This window comes from Stenotrophomonas sp. NPDC077420, assembly GCF_044543385.1.
GTDB lineage: Bacteria > Pseudomonadota > Gammaproteobacteria > Xanthomonadales > Xanthomonadaceae > Stenotrophomonas.
This window is the reverse complement of record NZ_JBITVZ010000002.1, coordinates 1-13359: the sequence shown is the minus strand read 5'-3', so window position 1 is coordinate 13359 and position 13359 is coordinate 1. Positions and strand designations below refer to the sequence as shown.

The window sequence follows — 13359 nt, the reverse complement described above, 5'->3', positions numbered from 1 at the left end:
GCAGAAAAGCCGATTACAGGCGATAATCCCCCTCCAGACCCACAAACAGCCCCTGACGCCATGCTTGATCCAGCCCTGCTTCGCCAACAGCCCGCCGAACTTGCCGAACGCCTGCGCACCACGCGCGGTTTCGAGCTGGACGTCTCCGGGCTGGAGTCGCTGGAAGCCGACCGCAAGCGCATCCAGATCCGCACCCAGGAGCTGCAGAGCCTGCGCAACAGCCGCTCCAAGGCCATCGGCCAGGCCAAGGCCAAGGGCGAAGACGTGTCGGCGATCATGGCCGAAGTGGCGGCGTTCGCCGATGAGCTGAAGGCTTCGGAAGTGGCGCTGGACGCGCTGCGCGAGAAGATCGACGCCATCGCCATGGGCATCCCCAACGTTCCGGCCGCCGAGGTGCCGTTCGGCAAGGACGAAACCGAGAACGTCGAACAGAAGCGCTGGGGCACCCCGCGCAGCTTCGATTTCCCGGTGCTTGACCATGTCGAACTGGGCGCCCGCAACCAGGGCCTGGACGGTGAAGCCGGCGCCAAGCTCTCCGGTTCGCGCTTCACCGTACTGCGCGGCCCGGTGGCGCGCCTGCACCGCGCCCTGGCCCAGTTCATGCTGGACCTTCACACCGGCGAGCATGGTTACGAAGAAACCAACGTCCCGGTGCTGGTCAACCCCGAATCGCTGCGCGGCACCAGCCAGCTTCCCAAGTTCGAGGACGACCTGTTCAAGACCGCGGTCGGCGAGTCCACCCGCTACCTGATTCCGACCTCGGAAGTGTCGCTGACCAACATCGTGCGCGACGAGATCGTCGATGCCGAGCGCCTGCCGCTGAGCATGACCGCCCATTCGCTGTGCTTCCGCGCCGAAGCGGGCAGCGGTGGCCGCGACGTGCGCGGCATGATCCGCCAGCACCAGTTTGAAAAGGTCGAGCTGGTCACCGTGTGCGCCCCGGCCGAGAGCGAAGCCGAGCACCAGCGCATGACCCGCTGCGCCGAAGTGGTGCTGGAAAAGCTGGGCCTGCCGTATCGCAAGGTGCTGCTGTGCACCGGCGACATGGGCTTCTCGGCGATCAAGACCTACGACCTGGAAGTGTGGCTGCCCTCGCAGGACACCTACCGCGAGATCTCGTCCTGCTCCAACTGCGGCGACTTCCAGGCGCGCCGCATGCAGGCGCGCTGGCGCAACCCGGAAACCGGCAAGCCGGAACTGGTGCACACCCTCAACGGCTCGGGCGTGGCCGTGGGCCGCGCGATGATCGCGGTCATGGAGAACTACCAGAACGCCGACGGCAGCATCACCGTACCGGATGCGCTCAAGCCCTACATGGGCGGCCTGGATAAAATCGCGTAACCAAAGAACCCGCCGAAAGGCGGGTTCTTTGTATGTGCTGACGGACAGGTTTCAGCCACGCCCTGCGTGGATGGCTGAAAAGGCGAACAACTCGGCAGGAACGGCTCCTGAAAATCGGTCGGAGAATGTTCGCCCGCTTGCCGCCGACAATTCGCACGGCTCGGCGCTCATGACCCAAGAACTGGAAGTAGGGCTTTCCTCGCAGGACACCTACCGCAGAATTTCGTCATGTTCGGCAGCATCACCGCGGCGGACGAACTCACGCTAAAGAAAACTCGCCCCAACGCGGCTTTTTTTGCGCGACTCACAGGATATTTCACGGCCGCCTAACCCGGAGGCGCGTAATCAATTCGACGTCGGGGAAGACATCGCGCCACCAAGTGTTGTCATCGGCAGCGTTGCAGGCTGGCCTGCACGCCGATGTGCAACGTGTACGGAGTGCACCCATGATGTCGGATACCCACAAGCGCACTTTCGAATTCTCAGTGGCAAGTTCTCAACATCCCGCCAGAGTGCCGCTCGACCAGATACAGCTGTCGGCTACGGTAATTCCCACGATCGGTCCAGAAACGGTGCAGAGTGTGCACCCATGGGGCTTCATTGTGCCGGGGGAAGTGGTTGCCTATGACGCCACGATCCTGGCCACCATACAGGCACACTTGGTTCCAGCAGGCACGACCTTCATCGTTCGACTGGTGCCGGAAGACGGTTCCACACCCTACGAAACACGCGTGCTTCACGTGGGCCCGAATCCAGTCGAGTACATCAAGTTGCCGAACGCGTGGCTGGCGCCTTTTATTGGACGAACCGTGTACTTGGGGTACGAGGCCGAATGGGCGGATGGAACACGCACCGAGGGGCCTGGCCTTGAGTTCCAGATCACGCCGCTGCTTGAAATACCGCCCATCCGTTTTGAAGGCCTCCAGGCCGATGAACCCTTGGACCCGGAAAAATTTCCAGACGGACTGGTCGCAACGCTGGATCCCGTTCCGCAAGTTCGGGAATATCATCGTGCAGCATTGTTCTTCACGGTTCTTGGGACGCGGAATGGCTTCATCTCTAATCTAATGGTGCGCGGTTACACACTTGAAGGTCTGAAAGAGCATGCCGTCAGCGTGACCATTGATCCAGCCGCGTATTCTGGCCACTACGAAGAGGGCTATACCGATGTGTATGCGGTGGCCACTCTCCGCTTGATCATGATTCCGCGCCCGAATCCCCATGGTATCCAAGCGTATGCGGTTGGACGTCTGGACGTGCTGCCCCCGGCCACCTGAAGGGAAGGGTGCGTATTGCCAGTCAGATAAAAGACACGGCCCCGCATAAGCGGGGCCGCAGGGTGGGCCGGATGGGGGAGGGGAATCCGGCCCGGGCAGGGCGTCCGACGAGGACTCAACGCCTGCCCTGGAACACTCAGGCTTCGGCCAGTTCTTCGAACTCGGCGGCGGGCAGGCTGGCCAGCGCAGCGGCAATGGCCTCTTCCCGGTGCGTCGGCGAGTACGCGATACCTTCGGCGCGGACGAACTCCACGTTGTCGATGCCCATGAAAGCGAACACCTGGCGCAGGAACGGTTCCTGGAAATCGGCCGGCGAATCGGTGTAGATGCCGCCACGCGAACTGGCGATGATCACGCGCTTGCCACCGGCCAGGCCCACCGGGCCGTTTTCGGTGTACTTGAAGGTGCGCCCAGCCACCGCCACGCGGTCGATCCATGCCTTCAGCGTCGAGGGGATGCTGAAGTTGTACATCGGCGCGCCGATCACGATCACGTCCGCCGCCAGGAACTGCTGCATCACTGCTTCGGCATCGGTCGCTTCAGCAGCGTCGACCTGGGCCAGCGAACCACTACTCAAATGGGGAATGGGATTACGATCAAGATCGCGGTAGGTTACATCGAGGTTCTCAAGGGTCTCATTGAAGCGTGCGACCACCGCCGCGGACAGCTGGCGGGATACCGAGTTGTCGCCCAGCACGCTGGAATCAATGTGAAGAAGCTTCATGGCAATCACCTGTATCCGGGAAAGGGCGGTCAAGGCGCCGCCGACGGAGAGCAGGTTAGGTTGTTGCGTCGCTGGGATAAAGGTGGTTGAATACCATGTATTGTTCTATAGCTGGAACTTCGGTATGCACGACCTCAACGACCTTTACTACTTCGCCATGGTGGTGGATCACGGCGGCTTTGCTGCGGCCGAGCGCGCCCTGGGCATCCCCAAATCCCGCCTGAGCCGGCGCATCAGCCAGCTGGAAACCGACCTGGGCGTGCGCCTGCTGCAGCGCTCCACGCGCCGCTTCGCGGTGACCGACGTCGGCACCAGCGTGCATCGCCACGCGCAGACCATGCTGGCCGAGGCGCAGGCCGCGCGCGAAGTGGTGGACCGGCTCAGCGCCGAGCCACGCGGCCTGGTCCGGGCCAGCGTGCCGGTGTCGTTGGCGCAGATGCAGCTGCCCAAGCTGCTGCCGAAATTCCTCGCCCAGTACCCGAAAGTGCGCCTGCAGCTGAACATCAGCAACCGCCGGGTCGACATCATCAATGAAGGCTACGACGTGGCCCTGCGCGTGCGCTCGCGGCTGGACGACGACGGCAGCCTGGTGATGCGCAGCTTCGGCCAGGTGCAGGAACTGCTGGTGGCCAGCCCGAAATACCTGGACCGCGCGGGGCGCCCGAAGGATCCGGACGAACTGGCCAACCACGTCACCCTGAGCATCAGCGAAGACGAAGCCCGCCAGCGCTGGGAGCTGCACGGCCCGGAAGGTGCGGTGCGCCGTGTCGACCTGCAGCCGCGCGTGGCCGGTTTCGATTTCCCGCTGCTGCAGAGCATGGTCAAGGACGGCTTTGGCATCACCATGCTGCCCGAGACCGTCTGCGCCGATGCCGTGCGCAGCGGCGAGCTGGAAGTGGTGCTGCCGGAATGGTCCCTGCCGCAGGGCATCTGCCACGCCGTATTTGCCTCCCGTCGCGGCCTGCTGCCGGCGGTGCGGGTGTTCATCGATTTCCTGGCCGAGCACCTGCCGCCGCAGCTGGAGGCTTCGCGCCTGGACTGCGGTGGGGCCTGCGAGCGGGCAAAGGAAAAGATCCGGGCCAGCGCGCTGGGTGCGCTGGCGGTAGACGCTGGCTGAAACGTTGGCGGAGACGGCGTGGACGGCCGTGGGTAAGCCGGTCCGGACCGTCCGAGAGTACTCGCCCGGCTCCGGCCGGCGCAGGACATCCGGAGAGATGGCCGAGCGGTCCGGTCCTGCTCGCCGCATCCTGCGGCGTGCTGCTGGTGCTGCTGGCCGCGGCGTTCGGTGAAGGCGCCTTCGGCACCGGCTATGACTAGGCGCGCATCCTGATGCAGGATCTCGCCACCGCCGGGCATGCCCGTCCAGCCCGCAGAAGCCGCTGGCTGGACGGACAGCGATGTTCGACTAATTGCAAGTTGACCTGCTCATAGCTTTACTCGACTCGCCGTTGTCCCGCACGACTCTCTCGAATGGAAAACGTACCGGTGGCTTGTCCGCACTGGCGAGGAATGCATGCCTCGATTCGGGTGGAGATGAACTGGGGCTGGTGAACTATGCAGTTCACGGAGATTTCCCTGAAGGTCGAAAATTCGCCTCCGTAGTTCCAGACTTGAGAGAATCTGCAGCGCTCGTTGTATCCGGACACACTTGATGAGAGTGGTCCAGCCTGGCTGCTCTTAGCCTGGATGGTTCCGTAGAGTTGGAAGTTCGCTCCGGCGGCTGCGGAGCCTGAAGGTGCTCTAGCGATGACGTAGTCTGACGACCGGTCTCCGCGAAAATGGTCCGGCACCATCAGGTCGGAGCGCTCGCCTAGCTGATCTTTGGATAGGTGACAGCTCCATCCAGATATCGCGTCCGGTCCAGAGAGAATGGATTCCCCATCGATGGACGGCAACAGACCACGCTGGGCGCAAAACTCTTCATGGAACTTCTTTGTTGCTTCGGTCTGCGCGTTGTGATCGTAGACGTAAGTCGTTTCATCAATTTGATCCAAGCGCTGCTCCACGTACGCAACGTCACCGCTCGGACTCACCATTGAACTCGTCCTGACCACGAGCCGGTTGCCAAGAGAGTCCAATTCAGTCCGATCCCGGTAGGAGGTGACCTCACTCGCACTCACTGCAAAGGAAGAGGTCAGTAATAGATAGGGGAGAAGCTTCATATCGTGCACCTCGTTGGATTGGAGAGCCGACTTTTCCCGCACCCCGGATTCAAATCCGTGCCCTACGTCAAGCAATCGATCCATCATCGGTTGGTGCTCTCTATCGTCGATTCACTCCATCTGGAATCACTTGCAATCAAAGGCATTTGAGCGACGTAGCCGCGCGAACTTAAAGGCAATCCACGGATCCAATTGCCCTGAATTCTTTCCTTGCAGTGTCGCTAACGGCTGCCATGTGCGCGCCGCGAATCCATGCGAAGCCGCTCCGGGTTCATCCTGGTGACCCGATGAGCCCTGCACCGTTAACTGTGCCCGACGTTAGCGTCCCAAGTGCTGCAGCTTAAAACCACCCTGAGATGCCGTGCGCAGCGGCGAACTGGAAGTCGTGCTGCCGGAATGTTCGCTGCCGCAGGGCATCTGCCACGTCGTGTTTCTCCCCGCCGCGGCCTGCTGTCGGCAGTCCGGGTTCTCAACGACTTCCCGGCCGAGCACCTGCCGCCGCAGCTGGAGGCCTGGCGGCTGGACTGCGGTTGGGCGTGCGAGCGGGCCAAGGAGAAGATCCAGGTCAGCGGGCTGGGCGCGTTGGCGGTTGAAGCCTGAAACGCCGCCGGGATGGCGGGGACGGCCTTTGGCAAACCCATCCGACCATGCGAGAATACGCGCCCGGCCCCGTCCGGCGCGGGACATCCGGAGAGATGGCCGAGCGGTTTAAGGCACCGGTCTTGAAAACCGGCGAAGGGTCATTCCTTCCGTGGGTTCGAATCCCACTCTCTCCGCCAATCACTCCTAAATCGTTGATTTGAAATTGAAATCAACGATTGGAGCTGATCGGAAAGCAGGAAGCATGCAGAGGAAACACTCGCATGCGCATTCCACATCATTTGAGCCGGTCATCGACCGGCCGCTGGTCCTTCGTCCAGCGCGTCCCCGTTGACCTTCAAGCCGTGCTCGATTGCCGGCTCGTCAAGCGGACTCTCAAGACCAAAGACCTTGCCCAGGCCCACGTGCGTGCGGTCGTGCTTGGGGCGGGCTATGCTCGGCTCTTCGCACAGTTGACGGATCAACGCGTGGCCAAGCTCAGCAAAACGGATGCGGACCTCCTCATTGCTCGCCTGACGAGCGCGGAAAACCTTCAGGAGCTGACGCTCAACCGCACCCGCCAGCGGGACGGAACGGTGGTGGAGCAGTGGCAGATCGACAGCCCCAAGGACCTCAAGCTCTATCGACAACTCATGGAGTTGGAGGCAATGGCCGGGGCAGCGGTGGCAAAACAGTCACCGGTGGCTTCTTTGATGGTTCCGCCGCCGGCGGTGTTCCCGCAAAGGACTATGTCTTCCCCGGGAACACCTGCTGCGGTGATCGAAACGATCACGCTCGGGAAGGCCCGGGACGCGTTTCTGGCCACCCTCAAGCCTTCCTCGCTGCCCAAGACATTCACGATCAAAAAGACGGCCATCGAAGCGCTGGTGGCGTTCCTGGGCCCGAAGATTAAGGTCCATGCCATCACCCGTTCGGACCTGGCCCGCTGGTATCAGGACATGCGTGACAAGGGCGCTTCCACGCCGACGCTGACCAACAAGCAGAGCTACATCGGTGGGAAAGGCGGGTTCTTCGAATGGGCCATGGCATCGGGTCACTATCCCCGTGGCGACAACCCTGCTTCCGGCCACGTGAGCTACTCCCAGAGAGAAAAGAGGTCTCGAAAGAAGCTGGGCTTCAAAGCGTATGACCGCGCACAGATCCAGGCTCTGTTCGCCCCCGAGGCGCTGGCCAAGCTGTCCGAATCGGCCCGCTGGGCCTCGCTTCTGGGACTCTACACGGGTGCCAGGGCGTCCGAGGTTGGCCAGCTTCTTATCAAAGACGTGTTTGAGGAGGAAGGCATTCCGTGCCTCCGCGTGTCCGACGAAGGCGAGCACCAAAAGGTGAAGACGGAGGTGAGCATTCGGACGGTTCCGCTCCATCCCGAGCTCCTCAAAATGGGGTTCTTGGAATGGATCGATGACAAGCGGAAGGCGGGTCAGACGAGGGTGTTCCCTGCTGCCAAGGCCACGGCGGTGAACGGGCAGGGCAACTGGATCACGAAAGCATTTAGTCGACATCTGGGCGAGATGGGCAAAGGCTGGGAACCGGCAAAGCGGGGCTTCCATTCGCTCAGGAAGACGTTCATCCAGGAGCTGCAGGGGGCTGGTGTGGTATCCGAGCTGCGTGCGCAGATCGTAGGCCATGAGCTTGATGACGAGCACCACGCCACCTACAGCCGGGAGTTCAAAACGTCTGAAAAGCTTCACGGCCTGGGTGTTCATTCGCCAGGCCTATCGGCGCTTCACTTTGAACTTAAGGCTGCGGACTGATCCTTGCTGGATATCTTCAGGTTGTGATGCCGACCTAAGGTTGGATTGCCACAATCTTCGCGTCTAAGTGTTTTATGGGAAGGAGAAGCGAAAGCGTGGTGCAGGAACTTGCATTTGCCATGTGGAACTCATCTGCCGAAATGACCTCAGCGCCTTCTGGGATGGTTGTTAGAGCTTTGAAGCGGTCCGATTAGTTGCTCCCAGAGAAGCTCTGCCGCGCCTTCTTGGGTCAGCTTTTGATCGCGGTTGGAACCGAACGCGGACATTCCCATGCTCGTCAGGAACAGGGATTGATCGTCGTGACTGACGGTGAGAGCTTCGTTGTAGGAGTTGCTGTCAAGCGTCTCGCCTTGCATGTAGTGGATGCCCCCGAGCATGCCACCCATGTAGATGGTCGCTCTGGCCACATCATGTCCGTCTTCATAAATGGTGGCGAAGAAGCGGTTGGCGTCCACCCGTCGGAACGTGCCTTCGTAGCCGGGATTGCGCGCCTGGAGTTCGCTGAGCGAATTCTCAAAATGCTTGGCAATGTATTCAAAGGTTTCCGCTTTGAAGCGGTCCTTGTCCCGCTGCGTAAACGCTTTAGCTAACCGGAGGTTGCTGGAACGTGGGCCGGACAGTGCTTCGGAGTTGCCGTCCCCCGCCTCGGTTGGCACTGTCGCACGGTCGAGCAGTGGGGCAGTCGAAGCGGATGCTCGGGGCTTCTCGGTCATGCCCGACTCTCGTGCGCGGTTAGTCGCCGCCGCACGAACGGCCTTGGCCACCTGTAGAAAAGCCTCGTCCAGGTCAGCCCACTGCTTTACTGGCTTGCCATCCGTTGGGGTAGCCATCAGCTTTCCAAACGGAGCGTGGTGCCATTCACAAGCCCGCAAGATGACGGGGATGACGGTCGCGTCGCCCGAGTCATGTCGCTCCAACGCACGCGTCATTTCCCGCTCATAGCAGTAAGGCGAGGCAAGAAAGTCAGGACTAACGAGAAGAAGAATGATGTCATCGCTGTTGATGTGCCCATCAATCGTTTTATCGATTTCTTGGCCTGCGACGATCCTGCGGTCGTGCCAGGTTTCGATGATTCCCTGGTGCTTAAGCATCGCGAGCTGCTTCTCGAGCTGATCGCGTAGCTCCTCGTCGGCATGGCAGTATGAAAAGAAGACGCTGGGCAAGATCATGCTCCTCAAGGCGCGGGACGAAAGACTCGTAGAATCGATTCTATCCAAAACAAGGGAGTCGAGCTCGTTGAGCAAATCTTCTGGCCCTTCTCAGCGGGTGTTTCAGGTGTCGCACCGAATGAGACTTGAGCGTGCTCTAATCGCTATTCCTACCCAGCGGAGGTGCGGCAATGAAAGACGGCATTTACCATGTTCGTTTCTCGTCGAACATGCAGGGAGTGGGCGAGGGCATCGCCGTATTCAAGGGCGAGGGAGTCAATGGCGGGGATTCGGGATATACGTATTCAGGATCTAAGCAAAGCGATGACGCAGGCTTTGCGGCCAGACTGACCATTAAACGTTGGGATCCGGGCTCTGAATCCGTGTTTGGCGGACTTGACCAGTTCGAGCTTGAATTCCGAGGTGATACCACCGTGTCCGGCTTTAGTGCCAAGGGCAGCATCGTTGGACGGCCGGAAGCCACTATCGCGGTCGAGGGGCGTTACTTGGCCCCCGCAGTCTAAGCCTCAGAAGCGAGAAGGCCCCCAACCGGGGGCCTTCTTGGATCCGGCACCAGCTTAGGCTTGGGTCAGTTGCACCCACAACACCAGAAGAACCATCGGCAACCCGCTCAGCAGGCCGAAGACCCATCCAGCGCCCAGCAGTGTGAGCGGGGTCATGATCCACCACTGCCACCACTTGAACCCGTGATCGCGCTGCCGAGCCTCCCATGCGTCCGTAGGGTTGAGATGCTCTACCTTCCGTGTTCCTCGCCGGGCCATAAGCGGCCCGACAATGAACCCAAAAGGTCCCAGGAAGAGCAGGGTCAGCGAATACCACCAGAAGAACCTCTGTCGTGGAGTCATCAGCTTACGAAGCGTCGGGCGCGGCTGGGTAGACAGGGAAGGAGGCAGGGTGCTCACTTGGCGTATGCACTCCATGTGCCGTCTTCCTTCGCATACCTCAGGTTCTTACCGATAGGAATAGGGACCTGCCGACCTCCGATGTCGATGGCCACCTTGCCGCTCGTATCGCAACGGTAGCCGGCCGCGTCTTTCGCTTCGACGCATCCGTTGAGCTCGAACTCCTGGACGGCGGCAATCTGACCCGCACCGCTTTGCTCGAGCAGGGTGACCAGTGCTTTCTCGGCATCACGGTTGGAAGGCGGACCGCCGCAACCTGACAGGGTCAATGCAATGGCCAAGCCGGCCAATGTGAGCCATGGTGCTTTCATCGTTCGTTCCTCGATTGGTGTGGCGTACGCGGCAGGTGCGTGCCGCCCAGGTAGGTTGCGAAGGTGGCGGACTACTTGTCGCGGTTGCCTTCCGGCTTGAACCCGGCAATCCACATGCGACCGTCCTTAAACGGCGTCAGGAGCCCTGACGCACCCGGGTGCAGATCGGCGGTCTGAATGAACCCGGAGACCCAGGCTACCCGGAGGGCCACATCGACGGCTCGGTCGGACACGCCCGGACGAGAGACGTTGACCACGAAGGGCTGGGCAGGCGGGTTGGGGCCGGCGGAACGGCTGGCCCCCGTGTTGGGCTTGCCGGACGGCACTCGGACGCCCATCAGGGTGTCCCGGCCTTTCCAGAGAGCCGCCGAGTTCAGCTCCGCCCTATCGCCCAGGTCGTCGGTCTCCGTCAGGGCCGCATTGGCGCAGGTCCTGAACGTCTCCGTGGTGGAAGAGCTGGAGGTGGTCCAGATGCGCGCTTCGACAGTCCAGCAGGGCAGGGAAGTGCCCCACTCGGTATAGGTGAGCGCCACCCGGGGCCACTCCAGCTTTCCGAGCTGGGCTTGCTGGTGGTTGTCCGCCTTGAAGAGCCCAGGCAGCTTGCCCGTCCCACTGACCGGGGCGTAGATGGCCCCAGCGCTGGCATTCGGCTTGGAGCCCGCTCGGCCCGGCTGGACCCCAACCATCTGCCCGCCAGCGTTTTTGAGGCTGGTGCCCAGCTGCCTGAAGAAACCGGGACGGTTTGGCGCTTCCTCTTGCTCGGGGTGGCTCTGTGCGGCCGCCACCTGGGTGGCCAGAAGCAGCGCGGCAGCCAGGCCGGCAGCCATCCTCGTTTGGTTCTTCATTCGCAGCCCCTATAGACCGCCAAGCCGGCGGCATTTACGATAATCGCAGATGTGCAATCCGGTTCCAACCGTCAGACTTGGAGGGAATTCAGCTGTGGTGCAAGAATCCAGATGCCGCAACCCAAGACGCCCGCCACGGTCTACGGCAAGCGCCTGCGCAGTGCGCGGGTCGCGAAAGGCTGGACTCAGGCTCAGCTGGCCGAGCGCATTGGGATGGTGGACTCGGTGTCTGGAGCGACCCGAGTGAGCCGATACGAGACGGGGCAGCACGACCCGGACCCGGCCACCTCTCAGGCTTTGGCAAAAGCCCTCGGCCTACCGGTGGCGTATTTTCACGCCACCTCCGACACGATGGCCGAAGTTATTTTGCTGGTATCTAAGCTGCCCATTGCCAAGCAGAAGGAAGCACTCCAGCGGCTCAAAGACATGGTTGGAAAGCCGGAGGCCGGACGTTGAAGAAGGTAATCTGGAAGCTGATGATCTTCTTCGCCTCATGCGGGTCGCTGCTTTCAGGCTTCTTTTGGTTCATGTCCGCCAAGATTCAGCGCGAGCTGATGGAGGCTCCCGGTGCTCCCGAGCAGTTTTCAAAGACTATGTTGGTCTTGTCAGCTGACATGAACTACTGGGCTGCCCTTGGAGCTTTTTGCACGGGCGCAGCACTGGTCATGTCCGCATTGTTTGAGGACTAGAACAGCAGCGATTGAGGCTTCTGGCGGGTCTTGAACCTCGACCATCAGACAGCTTCCTATCCAAACGCGTCCACGGAAGAGACTGCATGTTTATCTTCGTAGATGAATCCGGCTCATTCGTTCCGACTGCGAATAGCAACAGTTGGTGCGTCGTTGCGGGGTATGTCGTGCCAGAAGTCGCGAGGAAGCGGGTAGAGCAGTCGCTGGGGCTGCTCAAACGGCGGTTAGGCCGAGGCGTCTCGGATGAGGTCAAATTGAAATGCCTGTCGGAAGCGAGCCTGAAGCGCTTTCTCGGCGACATTGGCAAGCTGGAAGGGACCCTTTTCATCTCTGCGGTGGACTTGGGCCATCAAGACCCTAACGTAGTCCTGGCCCATCAGAAGCAGCAGGTCGCGAGCGTCCGGGCGAATCGCCCAAATATGCTTTACGAGGAGGGGCGTGCTTCCATCGATGATCTGTCGGGCAGGCTGGAGCGACTGTCCCCACAGCTATACACCCAGATGGTTGCGCAAATCAGTCTACTGGATCAGATCTTTCGGATGGCGACGCTTTACTACGTCCAGCGATTGCCGGCCACGCTGAGCAGCTTCAAGTGGCGTATGGATGAAAAGAACTCGACCCGCCCGCTGTTTGAGCAAACGCTAACCCACATGGCACTGGCCCTAATCCAGGCCAAATCCCTGCGCGACCCCGGAATCCATGTAGAAGGGTTCGACTACTCCCACTTTGAGAGACGTTTCAGAAATGCCCCAGAAGACATCCCAGCCTATCTACAAGAGGCGGCTGGTCACACCATCAAGTCGGCGGTGAACTTGGGAGCGGTCATGCGGGACTCGAAGTATGTTCGGTCGCACGATGTCCCCGGCGTCCAAGTGGCCGATCTGTTGGCGTCGGCCTGGCGCAGGGTGCTGAGGGGGGAGTTTGAGGACAACGAGGGCGTCGCGCGTCTCCTGGGGATGCTGACGGTTGAGGGGCAAACGCCCAATCCCTCCATCCACCTGATGACGCTGGGCGAAGAGCAGTTGGCGGAAGGGACAGCGTATCGCGCGGCCCTGATTGCCAAACGGACCTCTAGGCCGATGCTCTACAAGAGCGCGGCCAAGGGCCGTAATAACCCTAAGGCAAAGCCTTCAGGCGGCTAAGAGATGGAGGCCTTGGGGAATCGTGCTCTGAGCCTTCCCATGAAGTCGTGAACCTGCCCCTTGAGATCGGACGCCAAGAAACACGTGGTCAGCCGGCGGCTTTCAATCGTTTGGCATATTCGTTGGGTGATAGATATCCCAGCGTCGAGTGTAGCCGGGTTGGATTGTAGAAGCCGTGGATGTAGTTCGCGATAGACCGTCGAGCGTGATCCTTTGTTTCATATACACCGATGGCTTCTTCATTCTTCAAAGTGGCAAAGAAGCTTTCCGCAACCGCGTTGTCCCAGCAGTTCCCTTTGCGGCTCATGCTTTGCACTGCGCCGTGCGCGGCCACGGTTCGGCTGAAGACGCCGCTGGTGTACTGAGAGCCGCGATCAGAGTGAAACAGCAGCCCTGGCTCGCCTGGAGACGACGCCCATGCGTTGAGGAATGCCTGCTGGACCAGA

General features: G+C 60.9%; 15 protein-coding genes, 1 tRNA gene and 1 pseudogene. 10 read left to right on the top strand and 7 right to left on the bottom strand.

Annotated elements, in window-relative coordinates:
• The first annotated feature begins 60 nt into the window (after positions 1–60).
• Positions 61–1341 (top strand): serine--tRNA ligase, encoded by a 1281-nt coding sequence (gene serS, locus ACIGII_RS02115; RefSeq protein ID WP_399634720.1) that lies wholly within the window; start codon positions 61–63, stop codon positions 1339–1341.
• Positions 1342–1787: 446 nt separating this feature from the next.
• Positions 1788–2618 carry a hypothetical protein gene (locus ACIGII_RS02110; RefSeq protein ID WP_399634718.1) on the top strand — a complete coding sequence of 277 codons (831 nt, stop codon included), beginning with the start codon at positions 1788–1790 and terminating at the stop codon, positions 2616–2618.
• Between the two features lie 136 nt (positions 2619–2754).
• On the opposite strand, the gene ACIGII_RS02105 is transcribed toward ACIGII_RS02110, so the two are convergent.
• Entirely contained in the window at positions 2755–3342 is a 588-nt protein-coding gene (locus ACIGII_RS02105) for an FMN-dependent NADH-azoreductase (RefSeq protein WP_399634717.1), read from the bottom strand.
• A 124-nt stretch (positions 3343–3466) separates the two neighbouring features.
• Between ACIGII_RS02105 and ACIGII_RS02100 the strand changes: the two genes are divergently transcribed.
• A complete protein-coding gene (locus ACIGII_RS02100; protein ID WP_068854691.1) occupies positions 3467–4459 on the top strand; it encodes a LysR family transcriptional regulator in 993 nt (330 codons plus the stop codon).
• Between the two features lie 316 nt (positions 4460–4775).
• Here ACIGII_RS02100 and ACIGII_RS02095 read toward each other — a convergent pair whose 3' ends face one another.
• The gene (locus ACIGII_RS02095; RefSeq protein WP_399657391.1) at positions 4776–5588 is read right to left on the bottom strand and encodes a hypothetical protein; all 813 of its coding nucleotides are present in this window, start codon (positions 5586–5588) and stop codon (positions 4776–4778) included.
• A gap of 271 nt (positions 5589–5859) precedes the next feature.
• Here ACIGII_RS02095 and ACIGII_RS02090 point away from each other — a divergent pair.
• The 3 genes and pseudogenes from ACIGII_RS02090 to ACIGII_RS02080 form a co-directional block, all read left to right on the top strand.
• Positions 5860–6104 (top strand): annotated as a pseudogene (locus ACIGII_RS02090) (LysR family transcriptional regulator); the annotation flags it as partial.
• Positions 6105–6193: 89 nt separating this feature from the next.
• A tRNA-Ser gene (locus tag ACIGII_RS02085) sits at positions 6194–6283 on the top strand.
• 84 nt (positions 6284–6367) lie between these two features.
• Positions 6368–7855, top strand: a complete 1488-nt coding sequence (locus tag ACIGII_RS02080) for a DUF6538 domain-containing protein (protein WP_399634713.1) — start codon at positions 6368–6370, stop codon at positions 7853–7855.
• Positions 7856–8001: 146 nt separating this feature from the next.
• Here the strand turns inward: ACIGII_RS02080 and ACIGII_RS02075 are convergent, their stop codons facing one another.
• Positions 8002–9024 carry a toll/interleukin-1 receptor domain-containing protein gene (locus tag ACIGII_RS02075; RefSeq protein ID WP_399634712.1) on the bottom strand — a complete coding sequence of 341 codons (1023 nt, stop codon included), beginning with the start codon at positions 9022–9024 and terminating at the stop codon, positions 8002–8004.
• 170 nt (positions 9025–9194) lie between these two features.
• Between ACIGII_RS02075 and ACIGII_RS02070 the strand changes: the two genes are divergently transcribed.
• Complete coding sequence (locus tag ACIGII_RS02070; RefSeq protein WP_399634710.1) at positions 9195–9527, top strand: GrlR family regulatory protein; 333 nt, start codon at positions 9195–9197, stop codon at positions 9525–9527.
• A gap of 54 nt (positions 9528–9581) precedes the next feature.
• Here ACIGII_RS02070 and ACIGII_RS02065 read toward each other — a convergent pair whose 3' ends face one another.
• From ACIGII_RS02065 to ACIGII_RS02055, 3 genes are all read right to left on the bottom strand, one after another.
• Positions 9582–9869, bottom strand: a complete 288-nt coding sequence (locus tag ACIGII_RS02065) for a hypothetical protein (RefSeq protein ID WP_399635187.1) — start codon at positions 9867–9869, stop codon at positions 9582–9584.
• A gap of 53 nt (positions 9870–9922) precedes the next feature.
• Entirely contained in the window at positions 9923–10237 is a 315-nt protein-coding gene (locus ACIGII_RS02060) for a hypothetical protein (RefSeq protein WP_399634709.1), read from the bottom strand.
• Between the two features lie 71 nt (positions 10238–10308).
• Entirely contained in the window at positions 10309–11082 is a 774-nt protein-coding gene (locus ACIGII_RS02055) for a hypothetical protein (protein ID WP_399634707.1), read from the bottom strand.
• Positions 11083–11193: 111 nt separating this feature from the next.
• Between ACIGII_RS02055 and ACIGII_RS02050 the strand changes: the two genes are divergently transcribed.
• The 3 genes from ACIGII_RS02050 (at position 11194) to ACIGII_RS02040 (ending at position 12913) form a co-directional block, all read left to right on the top strand.
• Complete coding sequence (locus tag ACIGII_RS02050) at positions 11194–11538, top strand: helix-turn-helix domain-containing protein (protein WP_399634705.1); 345 nt, start codon at positions 11194–11196, stop codon at positions 11536–11538.
• Entirely contained in the window at positions 11535–11771 is a 237-nt protein-coding gene (locus tag ACIGII_RS02045) for a hypothetical protein (protein WP_057503256.1), read from the top strand. Before ACIGII_RS02050 ends, ACIGII_RS02045 begins: the two co-directional genes overlap by 4 nt.
• 86 nt (positions 11772–11857) lie before the next feature.
• Positions 11858–12913 carry a DUF3800 domain-containing protein gene (locus ACIGII_RS02040; protein ID WP_399634703.1) on the top strand — a complete coding sequence of 352 codons (1056 nt, stop codon included), beginning with the start codon at positions 11858–11860 and terminating at the stop codon, positions 12911–12913.
• 88 nt (positions 12914–13001) lie between these two features.
• On the opposite strand, the gene ACIGII_RS02035 is transcribed toward ACIGII_RS02040, so the two are convergent.
• Positions 13002–13359, bottom strand: a 358-nt coding sequence (locus ACIGII_RS02035; RefSeq protein WP_399657388.1) for a transposase, incomplete at its 5' end; no start/stop codon positions are given.